Origin of the sequence: Tahibacter sp. (genome assembly GCF_035481375.1) — a bacterium.
GTDB lineage: Bacteria > Pseudomonadota > Gammaproteobacteria > Xanthomonadales > Rhodanobacteraceae > Tahibacter.
In genome coordinates, this window is record NZ_DATIGT010000206.1 from 71,565 (window position 1) to 97,167 (window position 25,603).

The window sequence follows — 25,603 nt, forward strand, 5'->3', positions numbered from 1 at the left end:
GTCAGTCCTTGATCGCGCCGAGCTGCCCGTAGACGTAGTCGTGGTACGAGTCGAGCAGCGTCTTGTCGGGACAGTCGAAATAGCGGCCCTGGCAGCGGTCGCGCAGCAGCGCATTGGCTTCGTAGAAGTCGTCCTTGCGCAGGTCGGCGACGTCGAGCAGCAGCGAGCCGAGGTAGATGATGTCGAGTACGTCGAAATCCACTTTCTTTCGCAGTGGAAAGTTGGACTTCAGCATGTAGTAGGTGACCTTGGTCGGATCGGTCACGCCTTTCGGGATGCGCTTGGCCAGCGCGTTGATCGCGCCGTCGAACGAGGGCTGATGGTCGCCAAAGTGCATGAGCACGGTGCGGCGCTCGGTCGCGAACAGCTTCTGCTCGAGTTGGGACATGGCCTGCTCGGACTGCTCCAGCCGCGACAGGTAGTTCGCGAGGTTCAGGTTGAGCCACGCGTCGAGCTGCTTGGGGAACAGCGGCTTGTTGTACGGCGAGGGCAGCTGGCCCAGCGGCGTCATGTGCGGGCCGTGCTGATGCAGGGTCAGCATGAACACGAACAGCGGAACGCCCGGATGCGCGCGGCGTTCGTCGGCGAGCACGCGGTCGAACACGCGCAGCAGGTCGAAATCGGTCGAGTCCCAGCCGAGCCCGTTGTCGCTGCCGTCGTAGAACGCGTCGAAGCCGTAGAAGTTGTAGGCGTTGCGCGCGTTGATGAAGCTGCCGGACATCGGATAGATCACGACGGTGCGGTAGCCGTTTTCCTTCATCACGCGCGGCAGGCTGTAGGCCACGCGCGGCGCGAGATTGAACGGCGCGTACAGGCCGGCGTTGCCGAACAGCACGTGCGCCATGCTGGTCAGGAACGCGAATTCGCTGGTCCAGGTGCCGCCGCCCCAGGTGTGCACCTGCAGATAGCCGTGCGCGCGCGTGCGCTTGTCGTCCTGGAACAGCTTGCGCTTGCACAGCGGCAGCTTGCAGACCGCGAGCATGGTCGGATCGAACGTGCTTTCCTCGAGCACGACGAAAATGTCCGGGCGCTGGCGCGGATCGCCGCCGACCGCGACCTGCTCGTTCCAGACCTGCTTGCCCGCCGCGCCCGGCACGAGTTCCGGCAGCTCGATCTGGGTCGAGTGGAACGAGATGAAAAAATCGGTGAGGTAGCTCTTGTCGTTCATCGCCGCCCACATGCCCTTGCCGTAGACCGCGGCGAAAGGGCCCTGCGGCGCGAGCGCCTGGGCGAGCGCGTAGCCGGACAGCACGGCGGCGACGGCCAGCGCGAGCCGGCGATGCAGCGGCGGCGAGTCCGGCAGCACGCGCGGACGGTCGATGCGCCAGATGCCGACGAGCGCGAGCGGCAGCATCACGAGGCCGATGAAGCTCGCGATCAGCAGGATCGGATAGCGCAGGATGACTTCGAGCGTGTCGGCGTTGACGAAGTAGACCAGGTCCGGCGCGAGCAGCGGCGTCGTGAGATAGGTGACCTTGAGCACGCTGCTTGCGAGCAGCAGCGAGAACAGCGCGGCGGTCGCGACCAGGCTGAAGGCGATGCGCCGCGTGAGGCAGATCAGCAGCAGGCAGAGGCCGCCGCTGAGTACCGTCGTGAACAGCCGTTCCTCGCGCGTGCCTTCGCTCAACGGGCCGTACAGCATCATCGCCGCATAGGCCACGACCGCGAGCAGGTACAGCAGCAGGCTGCGGCGGTCCAGCGGAGGAAAAAGGCGCATCACCGGCACGGGTTCGCGGAATTGGCGCGCATGGTGCGGTTGGCGCCGGAACGCGTCAATGGCCGGCCGCTGGCGCGATCAGGGCGTCCACGGCAGCGGCCGCGCTGCGGTCGGCGTCGCCGATCAGCGCGCGATGCAGGCGCTCGAATTCCGCAACCAGCGCGACACGCGCGGCGCTGTCGCCGTACAGCGCGAGCACTGCATCGGCCAGCGCCTGCGGCGTGCAGGCGTCCTGCAGGATTTCCGGCACGAGGTCGCGCCCCGCGAGCACATTGGGCAGCGAATAGCGGGTCGTGCGCATGAGCTTGAACCAGGTGACGATGGCATAGGTCAGCGGTGCCACTTTGTAGGCAACGACCATCGGCCGTTTCGCGAGCATGGCTTCGAGCGCGGCGGTGCCCGAGGCGACGAGCACGATGTCGGCGGCGAGCAGCGCCTGCGCCGCCTTGCCGTCGACGAGGTCGATGCTGCCGCGCGAGGCCGGGTCGGCGCTGCGCAGGTCGATGCCGAGACCGTCGGCGATCTGCTCGAACGCGGTGCGGCAGGCCGGCGTCGCCATCGGCACGATCACCTGGAGATTCGGAATCTGCTGCTGGCATCGCCGCGCGGCCTGCAGGAAGTCGGCACCGAGCCGGCGGATCTCGCCGAGCCGGCTGCCAGGCAACAGCGCGAGCACCGGCGCCTGCATCGACAGCCCGAGTTCGGCGCGCGCCGGCTCGCGGTCGGTCACCAGCGCAAAGCGGTCGGCCATCGGGTGTCCGACGAACTGCGCGCGCACGCCGTAGCGGTCGTAGATCGGGGGTTCCATCGGAAACAGGCACAGCACGAGATCGGCGCTGCGGCCGATCTTCGCGGCGCGGTTCTCGCGCCAGGCCCAGATCGACGGACTCACGTAGTGCACGGTGCGGATGCCCTGCGCCTTGAGCTTGCGTTCGAGCGTCAGGTTGAAATCGGGCGCGTCGATGCCGATGAATGCGGCCGGTTTCAGCGCGGCGATGCGGCGCAGCAGATCGGCACGGATGCGCAGCAGCTCCGGCAGGTGCCGGAGCACTTCGACGAGGCCCATGACCGCGAGCCGGTCGGCCGGATACCAGGCTTCGAGCCCGGCCGCGATCATGCGCGGCCCGCCGACGCCGACGAAACGTGCGCCCGGATGACGTTCGCGCAACGCGGCGATCAGTCCCGCGCCGAGCTGGTCGCCCGAGGCTTCGCCGGCGACGAGCGCGAACAGCGGCGCCGCGGCGTCGGCCGACTGCGGCGGCAGCGCTTCATGCACGGGACGCGGCGAAGCCGCGATCGGGGAATCCTCCGCGTCCCGCGGCGTCATGGCGCGATCAGCGCACCAGCGAGCGCTGGCTGCGGTCGATGAAGTCGAGCATGAGCTTCACGTCGGGCGCGTCGGACGAGGCACGCGCGAGTTCCTCGCGCGCTTCGGCCAGCGGCAGGCCCGACTTGTACAGCGTCTTGTAGGCACGGCGGATCGACAGGATGCGGTCGCTGTCGAAGCCGCGGCGCTTGAGCCCTTCGCTGTTGATGCCCTTGGGTTCGGCGAAGCTGCCGGCGACGGTCACGTAGGGCGGCACGTCGCGGTTGATGATCGAGCCCATCGACGTGAACGCATGCGCGCCGACCTGGCAGAACTGGTGCACGAGCGTGAAGCCGCCGAGGATGACCCAGTCGTCGACCGTGACATGGCCGGCCAGCGACGCGGCGTTCGCGAAGATCACGTTGTTGCCGACGATGCAGTCGTGGGCCAGATGCACATAGGCCATCAGCCAGTTGTCGTTGCCGATGCGCGTGACGCCGCCGCCGTCGGCCGTGCCGCGGTTGAACGTGACGAATTCGCGGATCACGTTGCGGTCGCCGATCTCGAGCACCGACTGCTCGCCGTGGAATTTCTTGTCCTGCGGCGCGGCGCCGACCGAGGCGAACTGCCAGATGCGGTTCTCGCGCCCGATCCGCGTCGGGCCTTCGATGACGACGTGCGGTCCTATCCAGGTGTCGTCGCCGATCTCGACGCCGGCACCGATCACGGTGTAGGCGCCTACACTGACGTTGGTCCCCAGGCGTGCGGCCGGGTCGATGACAGCGGTGGGATGGATCATCAGTCGTTACGCTCCGCGCACAACAATTCCGCTTCGGCGACTACCTTGCCGGCCACGAGGGCCTGGCACCAGAACTGGCCCATGCGGCGGATCATGCGCTTCTGCTCGACTTCGAGCACGAGCTGATCGCCGGGGGCCACGATGCTCGAGAAGCGCGCCTTGTCGACCTTGACGAGATAGAACAGCGGGCTCGCGCTCGGCGATTCGATGTTGGTCAGCTGCACGAGCAGGCCGGAGGCCTGCGCGAGCGCTTCGATGATGAGCACGCCCGGCATGACGGGATGGCCCGGGAAGTGGCCCTGGAAGAACGGTTCGTTGATCGTGACGTTCTTGAGCGCGGTCAGGCGCTTGCCCGATTCGAAATGAGTGACGCGATCGACCAGCAGGAACGGATAGCGGTGCGGCAGCAGGTCGAAAATGCGACCGACGTCCAGCGGCAAGGTCAGGCTGGCGTTCGAATCGTTCATGGAGCGGAATCCTTTTCTAGAGCCTTCAGGCGGCGCGCCATCTCGTCCAGATGGCGGAATCGCGCCGCGTTGCGACGCCACTGGCGGTTTTCCTGGATGGGCGTACCCGAGGAATACTCGCCGGCGGCAGTGATCGAGTGGGTGACGAGCGTCATCGCCGTCACGGTGACCCGGTCGGCGACGCTCAAGTGGCCTAGGATACCGGCAGCGCCGCCGATCAGACAGTAGCGGCCGATGCGCGTGCTGCCGGCGACTGCCGAACAGCCGGCCATCGCGGTATGCGCGCCGATGAACACGTTGTGGGCGATCTGGATCTGGTTGTCGAGGCGCACGTCCTCTTCGAGCACCGTGTCCTCGAGCGCGCCGCGGTCGATCGTGCAGTTCGCGCCGATCTCGCAGTCGTCGCCGATCCGCACGCCGCCGAGCTGCGGCACCTTGATCCAATGATCGCGCTCGAACGCGAGACCGAAGCCGTCGGAGCCGAGCACGGCGCCCGGATGCACGAGCACGCGCCGGCCCAGACGCACGCGCGTGACGAGCGTCACGCGCGCGACGAGGCGCGAACCGGCACCGACGACGCAGTCCGGACCGACGATGCAGCCCGGGCCGAGCACGGCCCCGTCCTCGATCACGGCCCCGGCCTCGATCACGCACAGCGGACCGATGCTCGCGCTCGCGGCAACCGACGCGGCGGGATCGACGACGGCGCTCGCATGAATGTCCGGCGGGGCGAGCACGGGCGGTTCGAACAGCGCGGCGATCTGTGCGTAGGCGACGTAGGGATCGCGCGCGACGAGCGCGGCGCCTTCGCGCAGCGCGGCATCGTCGGCGCGCAGCACGACGACGCCGGCACGCGACGCCTGCATCTGCGCGCGATAGGTCGGGTTCGAGAGAAAGCTCAGGTGTTCGGGACCGGCCAGCGCGAGCGTCGCGACGCCGCTGATCCGCTGGTCGGGATCGCCGCGCAATTCCAGCGCGAAGCGCTCGGCGAGGTCGCCGACGCGCCAGCTCGGTACCGCGGCGCTCATGGGTTGGCCTGTCGGGTCTGGAACTCGCGACGCAGGCGTTCGAGCACCCGGTCGGTGATGTCGATGCGCGGGTCGGCGTAGACCACCGGACTCGGCACGACCAGATCCAGCCCCTGTTCGCGTGCGTAGTCGACCACGGTGTTGTTGATCTCCTGCCAGCTCTTGTCGAGCTCCTGGTCGCTGCGGCTCTTGAGTTCGCCGCGCAGTTCGTCGCGCGTGCGCTTGACGCTGCGTTCGAGTGCGTCGATCTCGCGTTTCTTCGTGTCCGCGTCGGCCTTGCTCAGCAGCGCGCCGTTGCGCTCGAAATCGGTCTTGAGTTCAGCCAGCCGCGCTTCGTCGCGCTTGAGCGCCATGTCGCGCCCGGCGAATTCGCGCTGCAGCCGTTCGCGTCCGGCCTGTACCTGCGGCGCGTTGTCCAGCAGCCGCTTCATGTCGACGTAGCCGAGCTTGCCCTGCGCGTGGACCGCGAGCGGCACGAGCGCGAGTGCAAAAGCGAGTCGACATGCTGCGCTTGCGTGCTGGCCCACGCGAGTCCTCCGTTGATCCGGTCGCGGCGACGGCGGGGCTGGCTGCTTCGCCGTCGGTGCGATGATGCCAGTTTCGATCAGAACATTGATCAGAACATTCCGATCAAAACTGGGTGCCGAAGGAGAACTGGATCGACTCGGTCTTGTCGCCGTCCTTCTTGCGGATCGGGCGCGCGAGGTTGATCGTGATCGGACCGACGGGCGCCTGCCACTGCAGGGCCAGACCGGTCGACGCGCGCAGTTCGCCGGCGTCGAAGTCGCCGAACGACTTGTACACGTTGCCGACGTCGACGAACGCCGAGATGCGCACGGAATCGCTGTCCTTCGCGAACGGCGTCGGCAGGATCAGCTCGGCCGTGCCGAGCACCTTGAACGCGCCGCCGAGCGGCTGGCAGTAGTCGCTGAGCACGCTGACCTTCTGACACGGGCCGAGCGTGTTGTCCTCGAAGCCGCGCACGTCGCGCACGCCGCCCGCGTAGAAGTTCTCGAAGAACGGCAGGCCGCCGATCTTCAGCGGAATCTTTTCTTCGGAGTTCGGGTTGAAGCGGCCGGTCGCATCGCGGTAGGAGTCGCCGTAGCCGAGGTTACCCGACAGCAGGAACGTGAACTTGTCGCTGAGCGGGAAGTAATGCAGGCCCTGGTAGTAGAGCTTGTAGTACTCGAGCGTCGAACCCGGCAGCGCGATTTCCGCGGAGATCGACTGCAGGCCGCCGCGCGTCGGCGTGAAGTACTTGTTGCGCGTGTCGTGCGCCCACGACGCGGTCAGGTTCCAGGTGTGGATCGTGCGGCGATCGAGGTCGGTGATGTAGTCGATGATGAACGGCGGCGTGAAGCCCGGGAACGTGTTGATCTCGGTCTTGTTGACGCCGAGCTGCAGCTGCACCGAATCGGTTTCGCCGACGGGCAGCCCGACGAAGGTCGAGAACGCGGCCGTGTCGGTCGAATAGTTCGCGATGTTCGCCTCGCTCTGGTCGAGGTTGCGCACGCTCGCGTTGTAGCCGAGCGAGATGCCCGATTCGTTGAGATAGGGCTGCGCGTAGCTGACGTCGTAACGCTTGAGGTAGGAACTCTTCTGCACGGTCATCGCGATGCGGTCGCCCGTGCCGAGGAAGTTGTTCTGCGACACCGACACCGACGCGATGAGCTTCTGCACCTGCGAATAGCCCAGGCCGAACAGCAGGCTGCCCGAGGGCTGTTCCTCGACCGTGACGACCATGTCGATCTGGTCTTCGCTGCCGGGGACCTTCGGCGTCTCGATCTCGACGTTCTTGAAATAGCCGAGGCGCTGCAGGCGCACCTTCGAGCGGTCGATCGCGGCCTGCGAATACCACGAGCCTTCGAGCTGGCGCATTTCGCGGCGCAGCACCTCGTCCTCGGTACGCACGTTGCCTTTGAACGTAATGCGGTTGACGTAGACGCGCTTGCCCGGCTCGATATAGAACGTGACCTCGACCGTGCGGCCTTCCTTGTCGGTCTTCGGCACCGGCGTGACTTCGGCGAACGCGTAGCCGATGTTCGACAGCACCGCGCTCATCGCCTTGGCCGACTGTTCGAGCTTGCGCCGCGAGAACACGTCGCCGGCCTTGGTCTTGAGCAGCGCGCGCAGGCTTTCTTCCGGCAGGATCAGCTCGCCGAGCAGCTTGATGTCGCTGATGTTGTAAAGCTCGCCTTCCTGCACGTTCGCGCTGACGTAGATGTTGCGCTTGTCCGGGCTGATCGCGACTTCGGTCGATTCGACGTTGAAGTCGGCATAACCGCGGTCGAGGTAGTACGAGGCGAGCTTCTCGAGATCGCCCGAGAGCTTCTCGCGCGAATACTGGTCGTCCTTGGAATACCACGAGGTCCAGTTCGTCGTGTTCGACTCGAACTCGTCGCGGATTTCCTTGTCGGTGAACACGCTGTTGCCGACGACGTTGATGTGCTTGATCTTCGACGCCTTGCCTTCGGCGATCACGATGTTGATGTCGACGCGGTTGCGATCGAGGTTCGTGACCTTCGGCGTGATGGAGACGTTGTACTTGCCGCGGTTGTGGTACTGGCGCGTGAGTTCCTGCTGCACGCGGTCGAGCTGCAGGCGGTCGAAGGTTTCGCCTTCCTCGAGGCCGATGCCCTTGAGGCCCTTGCGCAGTTCCTCTTCCTTGAGTTCCTTGTTGCCCTTGAGCGTGATCTTCGAGATCGCCGGGCGTTCCTGCACGGTCACGACGAGGATGTCGCCCTGGCGCGACAGCTGCACGTCGTTGAAGAAACCCGTCTTGAACAGCGCGCGGATCGCCTTTTCGGCGGCGTCGGCCGTCATGCGGTCGCCCTTCTCGACGGGCAGGTACGTGAACACCGTGCCGGGCGCGATGCGCTGCAGACCGTCGATGCGAATTTCCGAGACGACGAACGTGTCGAACGCGTGGGCCTCGGCAGCGAGGCAGGCAAGCAAGAGCAGGGCGGCGATACGCTTCATCGTCAGTCCGTCAGGGGTTCTTATTGTGCGGCGGGCGCTTGCCGCGGTTTGTTGTTGTGGAGGCGGCAGCCGTCAGGTCAGCAGCCGGTGCACGATGTCGTTGTAGAACGCCAGCCCCATCAGGGCGGCCAACAGCACCAGACCCGCATATTGACCGGCGATCAGCGCTTTCTCGCTGAGCGGGCTGCCCTTGATCGACTCGATAAGGTAATACACGAGGTGGCCGCCGTCCAAGATCGGGATCGGCAGCAGGTTCATGATGCAGAGGCTCAGCGAGATCAGGGCGAGGAAGAAGAAGAACCAGCCGGGACCGCGCTGGGCCGAATCGTTCGCGACGGTCGCAATCGTGATCGGACCGGAAATGTTCTGCAGCGACGCCTTGCCGGTCACGATGCGGCCGAGCATCTCCAGCGTCTTGCGCGTCAGATTGCCCGTCTCGCGCAGGGCGGCCGGCACGGCCGCCAGCGGGCCATGGCGCCGCAGCGCATCGTGCGGCGGCTCGATGAAGGTCGGCGTGATGCCGACGCGCCAGACCGGCTTGCCGTCCTCGACCTCTTTGTGCGGCATCACGGTGATCTGCTTCGGGCCGCCGTCGCGGACGATGTCCAGCGTCAACGGCTTGCCTTTGGCCGCGCTGGTCTGGATCGCGGCGACGAACACGTCCCAGTCGCCGATCCGCGCGCCGTCGACGTTCACGAGCTTGTCGCCGACCGCGAGCCCGGCGGCTTCGGCGGCACTGCCCGGTGCGATCTTGCTGACCGCGGGTTCGCCTTCGAGCAGGAACTTCGGCGTCAGGCCGACCTCGCGCATCGCGGCCATGTCCTGCTTGTCGGCCGGAATCGTGCTGAGATCGAGCTGACGCACGGCCTCCCGGCCGTCGCCTGTGGTGACCTTGACCGCCACACTGCGACGGTCGAGTGCGTGGCCGAGCAGCACGAGGCTCAGTTCGGTCCAGTTCGTCACGGATTCGCCGTCGACCGCGTCGATGCGATCGCCGGGCGCGAATCCCGCGGCTGCCGCGATGCCGTCGACGCGGCCGACCAGCGGCTGGTAATCGGGCTTGCCGATCACGAACATCGCCCAGAGCGCGAACACGGCGAAGATCAGATTGAACATCGGGCCTGCCAGCACGATCAGCATGCGCTGCCAGATCGGCTTGGCGGTGAAGTCGCCGCTACGCTCGGATGGGTCGACCTCGACTTCGCGCGAATCGAGAAACTTGACGTAGCCGCCGAGCGGAATCGCGGAAATGCAGTATTCGGTTCCGTTCTTGCCGATCCGGGTCCACAGCGGCTTGCCGAAGCCGACGGAGAAACGCAGTACCGTCACGCCGAAGCGGCGCGCGACCCAGTAGTGGCCGAACTCGTGGAAGGTGACCAGCAGGCCGAGCGTGACGACCAACCACCAGAGGGATCCGAAGAAGTTGCTCATAGGGGCTCAACAGTGCAGGCGGCGCATCATACGTTGCGCGGTTTCCCGGGCGGTTAAGTCCGTCTGAATGAGCTGGGCCAGGTTTTCGACGGGTTCAGCCGGGACCGCTTCGAGACAGGACTCGATGATTTCGCCGATCGCGAGGAACGGCAGCTGGCTATCGAGAAACGCCGCCACGGCGATTTCGTTGGCCGCGTTCAGGATCGTCGGCGCGGTGCCGCCGCGACGCAGCGCGGCATAGGCGAGCCCGAGGCAGCGGAAGGTGTCGAGATCGGGCGGCTGGAAGTCGAGCCGCGCGAGCGCGACGAGATCGAGCGGCTTGACGCCGGCCTCGATGCGTTCGGGCCAGGCCAGGCCATAGGCCAGCGCCGTGCGCATGTCCGGATTGCCGAGCTGAGCCAGTACCGAGCCGTCGGCGTATTCGACCAGCGAGTGGACGATGCTCTGCGGATGCACGACGACCTCGATGCAGTCGGGTGCGGCGTCGAACAGGAAATGGGCCTCGATGACTTCGAGGCCCTTGTTCATCAGCGTGGCCGAGTCGACCGAGATCTTGCGGCCCATGCGCCAGTTCGGATGCGCGACGGCCTGTTCCGGCGTGATCGCGGCCAGGTCGGCGCGGGTGCGGCCGCGGAACGGCCCGCCCGAGGCGGTCAGGATCAGCCGGTGCACGCCGTGGACGGCGAGGCTCGCGCGACGCGTGGCCGCGGCCGTCGGCAGTGCCTGGAACAGTGCGTTGTGTTCGGAATCGACCGGCAGCAGCTCGCCGCCGCCTTCGCGCAGCGCGGCCAGCAGCAGCGGACCGGCCATGACGATGGCCTCTTTGTTCGCCAGCAGCAGACGCTTGCCGGCCCGTGCGGCGGCCAGCGTCGATTCGAGGCCGGCCGCGCCGACGATCGCGGCGACGACGGTGTCGCAGAGCGATGAAGCCGCGGCGCCGGTCAGCGCCTCGCTGCCCGACGCTACGCGCGTCGCGAGGCCCGCGCGCTGCAGGCGGGCGCGCAGATCGGCTTCGAGCGCGGGGTCGGCGACGACCGCGAGGTCCGGCACGAAGCGCTCGCAGAGTTCCGCCAGTGCCTCGGTGCTCCGATGCGCCGCGAGCACGCTCGCGCGGAACCGGTCCGGGTGGCGCGCGATCACGTCGAGCGCGCTGCCGCCGATCGAGCCGGTCGCGCCGAGGACGGCAACGTTTCTCATGCGCGCAGCAGGGCGAGTCCCGCGGCCCAGACGGGCAGTGCGGCGAACACGCTGTCGAGCCGGTCGAACATGCCGCCGTGGCCCGGGAACAGGTCGCCCGAATCCTTGAGGTTGGCGTGGCGCTTGATCAGGCTTTCGTAGAGGTCGCCGACGATGGACGCGAGCACGGTCAGCATCGCAAGCACGAAGATGCCCGCGAGTGCGACGCCGCGCATGCCGAGCAGCCACGCGCCGACGACGCCGACGAGCGCCGATGCGGCGACCGCGCCGTAGACGCCGGCCCAGGTCTTGCCGGGGCTGATGCGCGGCGCGAGCTTGGTCGTACCCCAGCGGCTGCCGGCGAGGTAGGCGCCGCTGTCGGCGACCCAGACCAGCATGAGACCGAACAGCGTCCACCAGGGGCCGCGGTCGGGACCGGCATGGACGTCGACGAGCCCGCACCAGGCCGGTACGACGATCAGAAAGCCGGCGATGAACTTGAGGCCCGTGTTTTCCTTGGTCGGCGCGGCGCCGAAGCTGAAGCGGGTCAGCCAGAACGCGGCGACCGGCCACCAGGCGACCCCGGCGAGGATCACGCCCCACCACGCCGTGCCGCCGCGGTCGAACCACAGCGCGAGCATTGCCGCACCGTGCAGCACGACGACGGTCGCACGCGACGCCTCGGCGCGCAGGCCCAGCAGGCGCGTCCATTCCCAGATCGCGTAGAGAAACGCGGCACCGGTGACCGCGGCAAACAGCGCGGTCGGTACGAACAGGATCAGCGCGATCGCGAGCGGTGCGAGCACCAGCGCCGTCAGCGTGCGCGTTTTCATCGGGGAGGCCAAGGTCAACGCGCTCCGTGGTCGAGGGGTTGGCCGCCGGACGGCAGCGGCAGGCAGGCAGTGTGCGCGGGGCACCGCGCGCTGGCGCGTGAAGACGATGCTGCGCCGGCGATACGAACGCGATGCGGCCGATGCGCGGGCGGGCTCATCCGTTTCCCGCGGCGATCTGGGCGCTGGTCTTGCCGAAGCGGCGTTCGCGGCCGGCGTAGTCGGCCAGCGCCTGTTCGAACGCGGCGGCGTCGAAATCGGGCCACAGGGTCGCGCTGAAATAGATTTCCGCATAGGCGATCTGCCAGAGCAGGAAATTGCTGACGCGCTGCTCGCCGCCGGTGCGGATGAACAGGTCGACCGGCGGCTGGTCGGCGAGGCAGAGGTAGGGGGCGAGGCTGCGCTCGTCGATCTGATCGGGGGCGATCTCGCCGGCCTGCGCGGCGCGGGCGAGCCGTGCCGCCGCCTGCGCGATGTCCCAGCGGCCGCCGTAGTTCACTGCAATGTTGAGCATGAGCTTGGTGTTGGCCGCGGTCTTGTCCATCGCGGCGCGCATGCGCGAAGCGAGCGCCGGCGCGAATGCGGCCAGTTCGCCGACGAAGCGGATGCGCACGCCGTGGCCGTGCAGTTCGTCCACCTCGCGGTCGAGCGCCTTGAGAAACAGTTCCATCAGCGCGCCGACTTCGTCCTCGGGGCGCTGCCAGTTCTCGCTCGAAAACGCGAACAGCGTCAGCGCCGCGATGCCGCGGCGCAGGCAGAACTCGATCGCGTTGCGCACGGCCTTCTGGCCGGCGTGATGGCCGAAGGTGCGCGGCCGCAGGCGCTTGCGCGCCCAGCGGCCGTTGCCGTCCATGACGATGGCGACGTGGCGCGGCAGTCGATGAGGGGCGCCGGCGGGCGGGGGAGTCAGCGGATCCAGGATCGTGCTCCGCTCAGAGCGCCATCAGTTCTTCTTCCTTGGCCTTGACTACGGCGTCGACGTCCTTGATCGCCTTGTCGGTCAGCTTCTGGATGTCTTCCTCGGCCTTGCGCTCTTCGTCCTCGGTGACCTTCTTTTCCTTGAGCAGCTCCTTGACGTGCTGCATCGCGTCGCGGCGCACGTTGCGCACGGCGACCTTGGCGTCCTCGCCTTCGCTGTGGACCTGCTTGGACAGCGCCTTGCGGCGTTCTTCGGTCAGCGGCGGCAGGTTGATGCGGATCACCGTGCCGGCGGTGTTCGGGTTCAGGCCGAGGTCGGAGGAGATGATCGCCTTCTCGATCGGCTGCACCATGGTCTTTTCCCAGGGAGTAATCGTCAGCGAACGCGAGTCCTGCACGGCGACCGTCGCGACCTGGGACAGCGGCATGTCGCTGCCGTAGTAGTTGACCTTGATGTGGTCGACCAGCGCCGTCGTCGCGCGGCCCGTGCGCAGGCGCTGGAGGTCGTGCTTCAGCGCGTCCACGCTCTTGGCCATTCGGGTCTGAGCGTCTTGCTTGATGTCGTTGATCATGGCGGCGAATCCTTGGGCCGAAACAAAGCGGCCGGAGTATAGCAGCGCCCCGGCGGGCGGCGTGCCGCACGCGGCGGCGCTGCGCCCTCTGCCCGCGACGGAACGCCTGCGGCTACAATTCCGGCCCATTTTTCGACGCGAACAGGTAACGCAATGGGCAGATTGATGGCCATCGAAGGGCGCAAGAACGCCCAGGATGCGCGGCGCGGCAAGATTTTCACCAAGGTGATCCGCGAACTCACGGTCGCCGCGCGCGCCGGCGGCGGCGATCCGAAGTCGAACCCGCGCCTGCGACTGGCCATGGATCGCGGCCTGGCCGTGAATATGGCGCGCGACGTCATGGAGCGCGCGATCAAGAAGGCGACCGGGGAGCTCGAAGGCGTCAGCTACGAAGAAATCCGCTACGAGGGCTACGCACCGGGCGGCGTCGCCGTCATCGTCGACTGCATGACCGACAACAAGGTCCGCACCGTCGCCGATGTGCGCCATGCCTTCACCAAGTGCGGCGGCAACCTCGGCACCGACGGCTCGGTGTCCTTCATGTTCAAGCGCCTCGGCGTGCTGAGCTACCTGCCGGGCACCGACCAGGAAGCCGTCGAGAACGCCGCGATCGAAGCCGGTGCCGACGACATCGTCGTCTATCCCGACGACGGCTCGATCGACGTGCTGACCGGCCCCGACAGCTTCGAGGCCGTGAAGCAGGCCATGGAAGCCGCCGGCCTGCCGCCCGAGCACGCCGAAGTCGGCCTGCGCGCCGACAACGACATCGCGGTGTCGGGCGACACGGCACAGGCCGTGCTCAAGATGATCCACATGCTCGAAGACCTCGACGACGTGCAGAACGTCTATTCGAATGCGGACGTGAAGGCGTAGGGCAAAGAAAGAAACCAGGGGGTAGCGGTTAGAAACTGGAGAAAGCCTCCGCTCGCTCAAGTTCTAACCGCTACCCCCTGGTTATTTGCGTGTGATCCGCGCAGCGCAATTGCGGCGCCCGAGTTCACGTCACCAGCGTCCCCACCGCTTCCCCGCGCGCGATGCGCAGCAGGTTGCCCGGCACGCCCATGTCGTAGACGCGCAGCGGGATCTTGTTGTCCCGGCACAGCGCGATCGCGGTCGTGTCCATGACCTGCAGGTTGCGCTGAATCACGTCGGAATAGCTGAGCTTCTCGTAGCGCTCGGCGTTCGGATCCTTCTTCGGATCGGCGCTGTAGATGCCGTCGACCTTGGTCGCCTTGAGCAGCAGGTCGGCACCGACCTCAATCGCGCGCAGCGCCGCGGCCGAGTCGGTCGTGAAGAACGGATTGCCGGTGCCGGCCGCGAACAGCGCGATGCGGCCTTTTTCTAGATGGCGGATCGCACGGCGGCGGATGAAGTCCTCGCAGACTTCGTTGATCTTGATCGCGCTCATGACGCGCGCGTAGGCGCCGAGTTTTTCCAGCGCGTCCTGCATCGCGAGCGCGTTCATGACGGTCGCGAGCATGCCCATGTTGTCGCCGGTCACGCGGTCCATGCCGGCCTTGGCCAGACCTTCGCCGCGGAAGATGTTGCCGCCGCCGATGACGACGCCGACCTGCACGCCGGCGCGCTGGATTTCGATGATTTCCTTCGCGAGGCGGGTCAGCACTTTCGGATCGATGCCGTAGTCGGCGTCCCCCATGAGCGCTTCGCCGCTGAGTTTGAGCAGGATGCGCTTGTATCTGATCTCGTTGGGCATGGGCGAACTCCGGGCAAGGCAAGGCCACCGTGCGGACTGCTGACGGCGCCGGCCTGGGTGATGGGAAGCGGATACGGGGCCGGGCGGCCCGCAAAATGCGCGCGATGATACAGCAATGTCATAAACGCGGGCGCAGCTGCAGGTGCGCCCGCGCGAATTTCGTCGTCCGCCGCGCGATTCACGCGTGCTCCGACGATGAGCGCGACGCGGATCACGCCGCCGTCAAGCGCGTGTAATCGCATCTTCACGATCCCCTTCTACCTTCGCGGCCGGTTTTCGCGGTCGTCTGCGCCGCTGCGTCTTCAGGGAGGGGGTTCGCATGATCCAGCGTGGTTTTCTGGCCGGCCTGCTGCTGGCGCTCGCCAGCGGCGTATCCGCGCATTCCTCGTCTACCGAGCCGCCGGCGCTGCGCGTCGCACCCAAGGTATTCGCGGTCGACGGCGTACTCGATGCGCCGCCTCGCGATGTCGCCGAACTCCGCTTCCAGGATGTCTACACGCTGCCGGTCGGTCCGCGCGGACTCGAGATCACCGATCGGCTGCGCGAGCTCGACGGCCGCCGCGTGCGCCTCGTCGGCTACATGGTCCACGCCGACGTGGCCGGCGGCTTCGTCCTGAGTCCGCTGCCCGCGGCACTCGGCGATGCCGACGAAGCGCTCGCCGACGATCTGCCGCCGACCGCCGTGCTCGTCGACCTGCCGCGCGAGACCGCGCTGCGCAGCGGCCACATGCCGGGACTGATCCAGGTCATCGGCCGCCTGCGCGTCGGCCGCGCCGAAAGCGAAACGCTGCCCGGACGCGTGTTTCCGGCGCGTGTCGAACTCGACGCACGCTTCGAGAAAGCCCTGCGCAAAGCCAATAAATAGAAATGTGTAACGCGGTTTCCGGCCGCGTCTCTTCCAGTCCATCCATCGTAAGGAACGCCTATGCGCATCTCCCGTCTCGCCCTGGGCACGGCCCTGGGCCTGCTGGCTTTTTCGGCGCACGCCGCTACCGTGTCGCGCCTGACCCCGCCGAGCGAGCTGTTCGCGTCGGGCGCGGTGGATCCGGTCATCTCCCGCTTCCTGCCGGGCCAGCGTTTCGACCTGCAGGCGACCGTGCGTCCGGATGCCGGCGAGACCGTCGTCGGCTTCCAGTTCCTCGTCGACGGCGTCTGGGTGAACGGCCCGCTGCCGGTCGGCGGCGGCCCGAACGACGCGCGCCTCGCGCGCAACGGCCTCGTGACCGAAACCGGCGCGGCCGAAACCTGCATCCGCGAAGGCAAGACCACCGGCGCGAGCGGCTGCGTGCTGAGCGCCGGCCTGCCGTCGAACGCCGCGGTCGTCAGCTTCCGCGCCTATTCGAACTACACGGCCGGCGTGCATGAGTTCAAGGTCGTCGCGCGCACGAGCGGCGGCCGGGCGATCACTGCGACCGGAAACTTCGAGATCGTCGGCCTCGCCGACGGCGGCCGCACGGCGAAGAACATCATCATCATGCTCGGCGACGGCATGGGCGCCGCGCACCGCACCGCCGCGCGCGTCATGGCCAAGGGCTACGCGCAGGGCAAGGCGCGCGGCAAGCTCGCCATGGACACGTTCCCGGTCAGCGGCCAGGTCATGACGGCGTCGCTGAATTCGATCGTGACCGACTCGGCGCCGGGCATGGCCAACTATGTCTCCGGCAACAAGGCCGCGAACAACGAAGAAGGCGTGTGGCCGGACGACACGCTCGCCGCGTTCGACAATCCGCGCATCGAATACCTGTCGGAATACCTGCACATGCTGCAGGGCAAATCGCTCGGCGTCGTGACGACGTCGGACGTGTTCGACGCGACGCCTGCGGCGAATGCCGTGCACACGGCGCTGCGCGGCAACGGCACCGGCATCGTCGACCAGTTCCTCGACGAACGTAACAAGACCGGCCTGACCGTGCTCATGGGCGGCGGCCGCAAGTGGTTCCTGCCGAATCCGTCGAACAGCACGAGCCCGCAGCCGACCAACGGCTCGCAGCGCGCGGCGCGCAACGACTACGTCCTGCCGTCCGATATCGTCAGCGGCTGGGGCGTGGCCCCGGGCAAGCTCGATCCGGAGCGCGATCTGATCGCCGACTTCATCGGCGCGGGCTTCGCGTATGCGCCGGACAACACCGCGCTGAACGCGGCGTTCTCGCGCGGTGCGCCGGACAAGCTGCTCGGCCTGTTCTCGTACTCGAACATGAACGTCTCCTACGACAAGATCGCGGCGCGCCGCGGCAACCGCGAAGTCGTCGATGCGTTCGGGTTCCCCGACCAGCCCATGCTCGAGGACATGACCGACAAGGCGCTGCAGGTGCTCGCACGCAATCCGAAGGGCTTTGTGCTGACCGTCGAGGGCGCGTCGATCGACAAGCAGGCGCATCTGATGGATACCGATCGCTGGATCCATGAAGTCATCGAGTTCGATCGCGCCGTCGCCGTCGCGCAGCGCTTCGCCGAGAAGAACCCGGACACCATCGTCATCGTCACGGCCGACCACGAGTGCTCGGGCGCGGCGATCATCGGTGCGTCCACGGTGTCGGCTGCGCAGCTCGCCGCCGACCGGCTCGCCGGCAAGAATGTCGTCGGTCTGTATGAGGCGGCGAAGTTCCCGCGCTATGCGATGGCTGCCGACGGCTATCCGGAGACGACGAACGTCGACAACAAGATGCTGATCGGCTACGGCGCGAATGCCGACCGCTACGAAAACTGGCTGCCGAGCCGCTTCCCGACGCGCGACTCGCAGCAGCCGTTCCCGCCGGCGCAGTCGCCCGCCAACCCGAACGTGCGCAACAAGGACGAGGGCGCGCTGATCACCGGTCAGGTTGCCGGCGACCAGGCCGCCCACACCGGCAGCGATATCCCGCTGTCGGCCTACGGCCTCGGCGCGTCGCACTTCACCGGTACGTTCGACAATACCGACGTGTTCTTCAAGCTCGGCCAGATCGCGGTCGGCGGCGAATGACACGAAAAACGGGCAGGTCGTAAAAAAGCGCCGGCATGCCGGCGCTTTTTTATTTGTGGCGAGTGAAGAGAAGTCGGAAACGAGTGCCGGCGACCGGCGGGGTCCGCCAACGCGTTTCTCACTCCTCCTGACTCTTTTCCGCAACGAATGCAGCAACGAAAAAGGCCGCGGCATCAGCCGCGGCCTTTTTTCGTTCACCCTCCGGCAGATCGCGCGCTTAGGCGAGACCGGCCTGCTTCATGACTTCGGCAGCATAGTCTTCGACGACCTTTTCGATGCCTTCGCCGACGACGAGGCGCTTGAAGCCGACGATGTCCGCGCCTTCCTTCTTCAGCACGGCTTCGACGGTCATTTCCGAGTTCAGCGCATACGGCTGGCCGGTCAGCGTGACTTCGTTGACGATCTTCGCGATCTTGCCGCTGACGATCTTCTCGAGGATCTCGGCCGGCTTGGCCTTGTCCTTGTCGGTCATCTTCGCGAGTTCGATTTCCTTTTCCTTCGCGATGAAGTCGGCCGGAACGTCCGAGGCCTTCGCGTAGGGCGGGTTCATCGCGGCGACGTGCATCGCGATGCCGCGGGCCAGTTCGTCATTGCCGCCGGTGAGTTCGACGAGCACGCCGATGCGGCCGCCGTGCACATAGCCGGCGACGGTATTGGTCGAGTCGATCTTGACCAGACGACGCAGCTGCACGTTCTCGCCGACCTTGGCGATCAGCGCGGCGCGCGCTTCTTCGACGGTGCCGCCGTCGGTGTAGGCGGCGGCCTTCAGCGCCTCGACGTCGCCGGCACCCGTGGCCAGTGCGATCTGCGCGACCGTGTTGGCGAACTTCACGAAGTTCTCGTCCTTGCCGACGAAGTCGGTTTCGGAATTGACTTCGACCAGCACGGCCTTGCCGCCGTTCTGAGCCAGGACGATGCGGCCTTCGGCGGCGACGCGGTCGGCCTTCTTGATCGACTTGGCCAGGCCGGACTTGCGCAGGTATTCGATCGCGGCGTCGATGTCGCCGGCGTTCTCGGTCAGTGCCTTCTTGCACTCCATCATGCCGGCGCCCGAGCGCTCGCGGAGTTCCTTGACCAGACTCGCGGTGATTTCCATGTAAACCTCGATAGTTGCGGCAGCGACCGGAGTCGCGCCAGGAAAACGGAATCGTGTATCGGCGTCACGACAGGGTCATGACGCGACGGTCGCGCGGATGCCCGCGCGACCGTGCTGCGTATTACTCGCCCTGCGGGGCCGGACGGCCGCCGCCCGGACGGCCGCCGCGCGGCGCACCCGGACGCTGGCCCGGCTTCGCACCCGGCTTGCCACGCGGCGGAGCCGGCTTGCGGCCACGCGGCTGGTCGTCGGTCGCGGCCTTGACGTTGCCTTCGGCGTCGAGTTCGACGAACTCGTCCTTGTCGCTGCCCGCGGCCTGCGGCGCGGCGGCCTTGCCTTCGAGCACGGCGTCGGCGGCGGCGCGGACGTAGAGCTGCACGGCGCGGATCGCGTCGTCGTTGCCCGGGATCGCGTAGTCGACGAGGCTCGGGTCGTAGTTGGTATCGACGACGGCGACGACCGGGATGCCGAGCTTCTTGGCTTCCTTGATCGCGATGTCTTCATGACCGATGTCGATGACGAACAGCGCGTCCGGCAGGCGGTTCATGTTCTTGATGCCGCCGAGCGAGATGTTGAGCTTTTCCGATTCGCGCTTGAGGCTGAGCACTTCGCGCTTGACGAGGCGGTCGAAGCGGCCGTCGGTGGCCATGGCTTCGAGTTCCTTGAGGCGGGCGACCGACTGCTTGACGGTGCGGAAGTTGGTCAGCGTGCCGCCGAGCCAGCGGGCCGACACGTGCGGCATGCTGCAGCGTTCCGCTTCTTCCTTGACCGCTTCGCGCGCCGAACGCTTGGTGCCGACGAACAGGATGGTGCCGCGCTTCTGCGCGAGACCCGAGAGGAAGTTCATCGCGTCGCCGAACAGCGGAACGGTCTTCTCGAGATTGATGATGTGGATCTTGCCGCGGGCGCCGAAGATGTACGGCGACATCTTGGGGTTCCAGTAGCGCGTCTGGTGACCGAAGTGAACGCCGGCTTCCAGCATCTGGCGCATGGTGACTTGAGGCATGGTAGTGCTCCAAAAAGCGGGCGCGCACGCACATATCGTGTTGGCGATGCAGCAGCCCGGGGTTGTTGACCTCCACGTTCCCCCGCGACCGACCTCTTGCGAGGCACCCCGGAGCGGTGACGGAACGTGTGTGGATTCGGCAGGATCGCCGTGGTGGCGGGACTTGCTCCCGGCCTGGATTTCACGCCGGGGCCGGGTAGGGCGGGCGAAAAATCCGCGGAAGCATAGCGGCTCAGACGAGCCTCAGGCAAGTCGATGGCCGGAAGCTACGTCCCGGACGTGGCTTCGGCGGGCTTGCATGGCTTGTGCGCGGACGCAATCTGGGCCGGACGCCGCCACGATGCGGCCTGCTATCATTCGCCGTTCCGACCGCCGCCAGGGGCTCACGACCGGAGGAAACCATGCCCGTAACGATCAAGACTCCCGAAGACATTGCCAAGATGCGCATCGCCGGGGCGCTCGCCGCCGAGGTGCTCGAAATGATCGGGCAGTACGTCAAGCCGGGGGTCTCGACCGAAGAGCTCGATCGGATCTGTCACGACCACATCGTCAACGTGCAGCATTCGATCCCGGCCAATCTGGGCTACAAGGGTTTTCCCAAGACCATCTGCACCTCGGTCAACCATGTCATCTGCCATGGCATTCCCGACGCGCGCAAGGTGCTCAAGGACGGCGACATCGTCAACATCGACGTGACGGTGATCCGCGACGGCTTCCACGGCGACACGAGCCGCATGTACTACGTCGGCAAGCCCGAGGTCCGCGCGCAGCGGCTCTGCACGATCGCCTACGAATCCATGATGCTCGGCATCGCGCAGGTGCGCCCCGGCGCGCATCTCGGCGACATCGGCCATGCGATCCAGAAGCACGCGGAAGCGGCCGGGTTCTCGGTCGTGCGCGAGTACTGCGGCCACGGCATCGGCCGCGTCTATCACGAAGAACCGCAGGTACTGCACTACGGCAAACCCGGCGCCGGGCTGCGCCTGGAGAAGGGCATGTGCTTCACGGTCGAGCCGATGATCAATGCCGGCAAGGCCGCGACGCGCCTGATGCCCGACGGCTGGACCGTCGTCACGCGCGATCATTCGCTGTCGGCGCAGTGGGAGCACACAGTCACCGTGACCGACGACGGCTACGAAATCCTGACCCCCTGGCCCAAGGCGGCCTGAGCCCGCCGGACCGCGTAGCGGCGCGGCTCATGCGCTTGCGGGCCGTTCGCGCGACTCGCTACTGTGGCGACGATTCCCGTCCTGACGCCGAGGCCCGATGAGCGCGACACCGGCCAGACCTGCGTTGCCGCGCCTGCCCGCGGCGGTGCCGCGTTCGGGCATCTCGCCGGAAGCGCGGCTCGCGCTGCGCCAGTGGCTCGGCGATGTGGATCGCGCATTCGCCGAGGCGTTCCGCGACGGCGTACCGGCCGATGAACTCGTGCCGCTGCGTGCCGAGACGCTGCAGCGGCTGCTGCGTCACATCTGGATCGCGATCGTCGGCGAGGCCGGCGGCGCCGCGCTGTATGCGGTCGGCGGCTTCGGCCGCGGCGAACAGTTTCCGCGTTCGGACATCGATCTGCTCGTGCTCGTCGACGCGCCGCCGCAGGGCTCGCTCGCTCGCTCGCTCGAAACCCTGTTCACCTGCCTCTGGGACTTCGGCCTCAAGCCCGGTCATGCCGTGCGCACGCTCGAGGAATGCCGCGAACTCGCGGCACGCGATGCGTCGGTCTATACGAGCCTGCTCGACGGTCGACGGCTCGCCGGCAGCGACCGCTTCGACGCGGGCTGGTCGGCGTTGCGCGAGGACGCCGCGCTGTGGCCGCCGGCGGCCTATCTCGTGGCGAAGCGGCAGGAGCAGGAGCTGCGCCACGCGCGCTACAACGACACGGCCTACAACCTCGAACCCAACCTCAAGGACGGTCCCGGCGGCCTGCGCAGCCTGCACGTGATCGCCTGGCTCGGCCAGCGGCTGTTCGGCGTCGGCGACTGGCGCGAACTCGAGGCGCAGGGACTGCTGACCGCGACCGAGGTCGCCGCGGTCGACGCGGCGCGCAGCGTGCTCTGGCGCGCGCGCTTCGCGCTGCATCTGCTTGCGCCGCGGCTCGAAGACCGCCTGCTGTTCGACTATCAGCGCGAACTCGCGCGGCGGCTCGGCTACGAGGACGAGCACGCGAACAATCTCGGCGTCGAGCAGTTCATGCAGGACTATTTCCGCGCGGCGATGACGCTGGAGCGCGCGAACGCCGCGTTCCTGCAGCGCTGCGACGAGGCGCTGGCCGCGCCCGTGCTGTTCGCGGCCGAAACGGTCGGCGAGCATTTCGTGGCGATCGGCGAACGTCTCGACCTGCGCGAACCCGACCTGTTCCTGCGCCGTCCGTCCGCGCTGATCGACATCTTCGTCGTGCTCGCGGAAAACCCCGAACTCAAGGGGCTGCGCGCGAACGCGCTCGCGCGGCTGCAGAGCGCAGTCGAGATCCACGCCGAGCGGCTGCGCGACGATCCCGCGGTGCAGGCTGCATTCCTGCGCCTGCTGCGGCTCGGCGCCGCGGCCGTTCCGGCGCTTGCGCGCATGAGCCGCCACGGCCTGCTCGCGCAGTACCTGCCTGCGTTCGGCAAGGTCGTCGGCCGCATGCAATATGATCTTTTCCACGTGTATACGGTCGACGAGCATACGCTGCGCGTGCTGCGCATCGTCGCGCGCTTCGCCGAGGCGGCGACGAGTCGCGAGTTCGCGCTCGGCCACGAGGTCTATCAGCGCGTCGCCAGGCCCGAGCTGCTGCTGCTCGCCGCGCTGTTCCACGACATCGCGAAAGGCCGCGGCGGCGATCATTCCGAACTCGGCGAAGTCGAGGCGCGCGCGTTCTGCTATCGCCTCGGCCTGCCGACGAGCGAGACCGAACTCGTCGCCTGGCTCGTGCGCTGGCATCTGCTGATGAGCGTGACCGCGCAGCGCCAGGACATCACCGATCCCGACGTCGTGCATCGCTTCGCCGTGCAGGTCGGCGAGTGGGAGCGGCTCGATCTGCTCTACCTGCTGACCTGTGCCGACATCGCGGGTACGAGCCCGAAACTGTGGAATTCGTGGAAGGACCGGCTGCTCGCCGATCTTTACGTCGCCGCGCGCTACGTGCTGCGCGCCGGGCTCGAGCGCCCGCCGCAGGCCGCCGCGCAGCTCACCGAATGCCAGGAACAGGCGCGCGAGATCCTGCGCGCCGACGGCCTCGCCGATGCCGAGGTCGATCGCCTCTGGGACGACTTCCCCGAGCAGGCGTTCCTGCGCTATCACCCCGAGCAGGTCGCCTGGCAGACCCGGCTGATCCTCGCGTCCGATGCGAGCGATCTGCCGCTCGTTGCCATCCAGTCCGACGGCGTTCGCGGCGGCAGCGAGATCTTCGTCTATGCCGAAGACCGCGACGGCCTGTTCGCGACGGTCGCGGCGACGCTCGACCGGCTGAATCTCTCGGTCCAGGAAGCCCGCGTGCTGACGACGGCGTCGGGCATGAGCCTCGATACGTTCCTCGTGCTCGACGCGCACGGCCGCGCGCTCGCCGATGCCGGCGACGTCGAGCGCGTGCGGCGCGAACTCGCGAGGGCGCTCGCGCAGCAGCCGTACCGGCCGCAGCTCGCCAAGCGCCCGCTCGCGCGGCCGCTGCGGCATTTCCAGACCGCACCGCGCATCGCGTTCCGCATCGACGCGGCGACCGGTCGCACGCAGCTCTCGCTGGTCTGTTCCGACCGGCCCGGACTGCTCGCCGTCGTCGCGCTCGCGCTGCGCGAGCGCCGCGTGCGCGTGCACGACGCGCGCATCGCGACGTTCGGCGAACGTGCCGAAGATTTTTTCCAGATCACCGATCAGAACGACCGGCCGCTGGTCGCCGAGGCCGAACAGGCGCTGCTGCAGGCGCTGAAGGCGCGTCTCGATCCGATCCCGGCCGGTATTGCCAAGGAGCACCATGCAAGCACTTGAACAGCAGATCGACGCGGCCTGGGAACGCCGCGCGGACATTTCGCCCGCGAGCGCCGACGCGCTGACGCGCCGCGCGGTCGAGGCCGCGCTCGCCGCGCTCGAAAGCGGCGAACGCCGCGTCGCCGAGCCCGACGGCAGCGGCGGCTGGACGGTCAACCAGTGGCTCAAGAAAGCCGTGCTGCTGTCGTTCCGCCTGAACCCGAACCGCGTGATGGCGGCCGATCCCGCGCCGTACTACGACAAGGTCGATCTGCGCTTCCAGGACTTCGACGAGGCGCAATTCCGCGAACTCGGCGCACGCGCCGTGCCCGGCGCGATCGTGCGGCGCGGCGCCTACATCGGCCGCGACGTCGTGCTGATGCCGAGCTTCGTCAACATCGGCGCCCATGTCGGCACCGGCACCATGGTCGACACGTGGGCGACGGTCGGCTCGTGCGCGCAGATCGGCGCGGGCGTGCACCTGTCCGGCGGCGCCGGCATCGGCGGCGTGCTCGAACCGCTGCAGGCCGGGCCGACCATCATCGAGGACGGCTGCTTCATCGGCGCGCGCTCGGAGGTCGTCGAAGGCGTCGTCGTCGAGCGCGGCAGCGTCATCGGCATGGGCGTGTTCATCGGCCAGTCCACGCGCATCTACGACCGCGCGACCGGCGGGATCTCCTATGGCCGCGTGCCGGCCGGCAGCGTCGTCGTGTCCGGTTCGCTGCCCGCGGCCGACGGCAGCCACAGCCTCTACTGCGCCGTCATCGTCAAGCGCGTCGACGAGAAGACGCGCAGCAAGACCTCGGTCAACGAACTGCTGCGGGGCGACTGAGATGAGTGCAAAGGTATACGGATTGGAAAAGTGCGACACCTGCAAGAAGGCGCGCAACTGGCTGCAGCGGCACAAGATCGAGCACGACTTCATCGACTACCGCGAACAGCGCGTGCCGGCCGAAACGCTGAAGGCCTGGGCGCTCGCGGTCGGCGGCTGGGAGAAGCTCGTCAACCGCAGTTCGACGACCTGGCGCAGCCTGCCCGAGGCGCGCAAGACGCCCGAGAGCACGCCGGAGTGGACCTTGCTGATCAAGGAGCACCCGGCGATCGTGCGCCGGCCCGTGCTCGTCACCGACGACGGCCAGGTCAGCGTCGGCTTCAACGACAAGCTGTTCGCGCAGCGTCTGCCCGGCTGACATGAGCGCGGTTTTCGAACTCACCTGCGATCTGATCCGGCGAGCTTCCGTCACGCCGGACGATGCCGGCTGCCAGGCGCTGATCGGCGAACGCCTGCGGCGCGCGGGCTTCGCCGTCGAGCACCTGCGCTTCGGCGACGTCGACAATCTCTGGGCGACGCACGGCGGCGACGGCCCGGTGCTCGCGTTTCTCGGTCATACCGATGTCGTGCCGAGCGGACCGGCCGCGCAGTGGCGCAGTCCGCCGTTCGAGCCGGTGGTGCGCGACGGGCTGCTCCACGGTCGCGGCGCGGCCGACATGAAGGGCTCGGTCGCCGCGTTCGCGCTCGCGCTCGAAGCCTTCGTCGCACGGCACCCGCACCATCCCGGGCGCATCGCGCTGCTGCTGACCAGCGACGAGGAAGGCGTCGCGCGCGACGGCGTGCGCCGCGTCGCGGAGACGTTCCGCGCACGCGGCGAGCGGCTCGACTGGTGCGTGG

Annotated in this window: 23 protein-coding genes; 8 read left to right on the top strand and 15 right to left on the bottom strand. The window is 67.5% G+C overall.

The window, feature by feature from the left end:
• Nucleotide 1: 1 nt before the first annotated feature.
• The 12 genes from VLF18_RS13660 to frr form a co-directional block, all read right to left on the bottom strand.
• Entirely contained in the window at nt 2-1,717 is a 1,716-nt protein-coding gene (locus VLF18_RS13660) for an LTA synthase family protein (RefSeq protein ID WP_325280177.1), read from the bottom strand.
• A gap of 55 nt (nt 1,718-1,772) precedes the next feature.
• Entirely contained in the window at nt 1,773-3,044 is a 1,272-nt protein-coding gene (gene lpxB, locus VLF18_RS13665) for a lipid-A-disaccharide synthase (protein WP_325280178.1), read from the bottom strand.
• A 7-nt stretch (nt 3,045-3,051) separates the two neighbouring features.
• Nucleotides 3,052-3,822 carry an acyl-ACP--UDP-N-acetylglucosamine O-acyltransferase gene (lpxA, locus tag VLF18_RS13670; RefSeq protein ID WP_325280179.1) on the bottom strand — a complete coding sequence of 257 codons (771 nt, stop codon included), beginning with the start codon at nt 3,820-3,822 and terminating at the stop codon, nt 3,052-3,054.
• Nucleotides 3,822-4,289 carry a 3-hydroxyacyl-ACP dehydratase FabZ gene (gene fabZ / locus VLF18_RS13675; RefSeq protein ID WP_325280180.1) on the bottom strand — a complete coding sequence of 156 codons (468 nt, stop codon included), beginning with the start codon at nt 4,287-4,289 and terminating at the stop codon, nt 3,822-3,824. Before fabZ ends, lpxA begins: the two co-directional genes overlap by 1 nt.
• Nucleotides 4,286-5,317, bottom strand: coding sequence for a UDP-3-O-(3-hydroxymyristoyl)glucosamine N-acyltransferase (gene lpxD / locus VLF18_RS13680; protein WP_325280181.1), 1,032 nt, complete (start codon nt 5,315-5,317; stop codon nt 4,286-4,288). The genes fabZ and lpxD overlap by 4 nt, the downstream gene beginning before the upstream one ends.
• Complete coding sequence (locus VLF18_RS13685; protein ID WP_325280182.1) at nt 5,314-5,844, bottom strand: OmpH family outer membrane protein; 531 nt, start codon at nt 5,842-5,844, stop codon at nt 5,314-5,316. The genes lpxD and VLF18_RS13685 overlap by 4 nt, the downstream gene beginning before the upstream one ends.
• 103 nt (nt 5,845-5,947) lie before the next feature.
• Complete coding sequence (gene bamA, locus VLF18_RS13690; protein WP_325280183.1) at nt 5,948-8,296, bottom strand: outer membrane protein assembly factor BamA; 2,349 nt, start codon at nt 8,294-8,296, stop codon at nt 5,948-5,950.
• Nucleotides 8,297-8,368: 72 nt separating this feature from the next.
• A complete protein-coding gene (gene rseP, locus VLF18_RS13695; RefSeq protein WP_325280184.1) occupies nt 8,369-9,727 on the bottom strand; it encodes an RIP metalloprotease RseP in 1,359 nt (452 codons plus the stop codon).
• Nucleotides 9,728-9,733: 6 nt separating this feature from the next.
• Nucleotides 9,734-10,924, bottom strand: a complete 1,191-nt coding sequence (locus tag VLF18_RS13700) for a 1-deoxy-D-xylulose-5-phosphate reductoisomerase (protein ID WP_325280185.1) — start codon at nt 10,922-10,924, stop codon at nt 9,734-9,736.
• A complete protein-coding gene (locus VLF18_RS13705) occupies nt 10,921-11,736 on the bottom strand; it encodes a phosphatidate cytidylyltransferase (RefSeq protein WP_325280186.1) in 816 nt (271 codons plus the stop codon). Before VLF18_RS13705 ends, VLF18_RS13700 begins: the two co-directional genes overlap by 4 nt.
• A gap of 154 nt (nt 11,737-11,890) precedes the next feature.
• Complete coding sequence (gene uppS / locus VLF18_RS13710) at nt 11,891-12,643, bottom strand: polyprenyl diphosphate synthase (protein WP_325280203.1); 753 nt, start codon at nt 12,641-12,643, stop codon at nt 11,891-11,893.
• 22 nt (nt 12,644-12,665) lie between these two features.
• A complete protein-coding gene (gene frr, locus VLF18_RS13715; protein WP_325280187.1) occupies nt 12,666-13,223 on the bottom strand; it encodes a ribosome recycling factor in 558 nt (185 codons plus the stop codon).
• 153 nt (nt 13,224-13,376) lie between these two features.
• Between frr and VLF18_RS13720 the strand changes: the two genes are divergently transcribed.
• Nucleotides 13,377-14,096, top strand: coding sequence for a YebC/PmpR family DNA-binding transcriptional regulator (locus VLF18_RS13720; protein WP_325280188.1), 720 nt, complete (start codon nt 13,377-13,379; stop codon nt 14,094-14,096).
• A 124-nt stretch (nt 14,097-14,220) separates the two neighbouring features.
• Here the strand turns inward: VLF18_RS13720 and pyrH are convergent, their stop codons facing one another.
• A complete protein-coding gene (gene pyrH, locus VLF18_RS13725; RefSeq protein ID WP_325280189.1) occupies nt 14,221-14,937 on the bottom strand; it encodes a UMP kinase in 717 nt (238 codons plus the stop codon).
• 319 nt (nt 14,938-15,256) lie between these two features.
• Here pyrH and VLF18_RS13730 point away from each other — a divergent pair, with 319 nt between their 5' ends.
• Entirely contained in the window at nt 15,257-15,802 is a 546-nt protein-coding gene (locus VLF18_RS13730) for a hypothetical protein (RefSeq protein WP_325280190.1), read from the top strand.
• 60 nt (nt 15,803-15,862) lie between these two features.
• Entirely contained in the window at nt 15,863-17,896 is a 2,034-nt protein-coding gene (locus tag VLF18_RS13735; RefSeq protein WP_325280191.1) for an alkaline phosphatase, read from the top strand.
• Nucleotides 17,897-18,113: 217 nt separating this feature from the next.
• Here VLF18_RS13735 and tsf read toward each other — a convergent pair whose 3' ends face one another.
• Nucleotides 18,114-18,992 (bottom strand): translation elongation factor Ts, encoded by an 879-nt coding sequence (gene tsf, locus VLF18_RS13740; protein ID WP_325280192.1) that lies wholly within the window; start codon nt 18,990-18,992, stop codon nt 18,114-18,116.
• A 121-nt stretch (nt 18,993-19,113) separates the two neighbouring features.
• Entirely contained in the window at nt 19,114-19,998 is an 885-nt protein-coding gene (gene rpsB, locus VLF18_RS13745; RefSeq protein WP_325280193.1) for a 30S ribosomal protein S2, read from the bottom strand.
• Between the two features lie 401 nt (nt 19,999-20,399).
• On the opposite strand from rpsB, the gene map reads away from it, so the two are divergent.
• From map to VLF18_RS13770, 5 genes are all read left to right on the top strand, one after another.
• Nucleotides 20,400-21,167 carry a type I methionyl aminopeptidase gene (gene map / locus VLF18_RS13750; protein ID WP_325280194.1) on the top strand — a complete coding sequence of 256 codons (768 nt, stop codon included), beginning with the start codon at nt 20,400-20,402 and terminating at the stop codon, nt 21,165-21,167.
• 97 nt (nt 21,168-21,264) lie between these two features.
• Nucleotides 21,265-23,955 carry a [protein-PII] uridylyltransferase gene (gene glnD / locus VLF18_RS13755; RefSeq protein ID WP_325280195.1) on the top strand — a complete coding sequence of 897 codons (2,691 nt, stop codon included), beginning with the start codon at nt 21,265-21,267 and terminating at the stop codon, nt 23,953-23,955.
• Complete coding sequence (gene dapD / locus VLF18_RS13760; protein WP_325280196.1) at nt 23,942-24,766, top strand: 2,3,4,5-tetrahydropyridine-2,6-dicarboxylate N-succinyltransferase; 825 nt, start codon at nt 23,942-23,944, stop codon at nt 24,764-24,766. The genes glnD and dapD overlap by 14 nt, the downstream gene beginning before the upstream one ends.
• A gap of 1 nt (nt 24,767) precedes the next feature.
• Nucleotides 24,768-25,124: a Spx/MgsR family RNA polymerase-binding regulatory protein gene (locus VLF18_RS13765; protein ID WP_325280197.1), complete on the top strand. Its 357-nt coding sequence runs from the start codon at nt 24,768-24,770 to the stop codon at nt 25,122-25,124.
• A gap of 1 nt (nt 25,125) precedes the next feature.
• Nucleotides 25,126-25,603 (top strand): M20/M25/M40 family metallo-hydrolase (locus VLF18_RS13770; protein ID WP_325280198.1); only part of this gene is annotated, 478 nt, incomplete at its 3' end.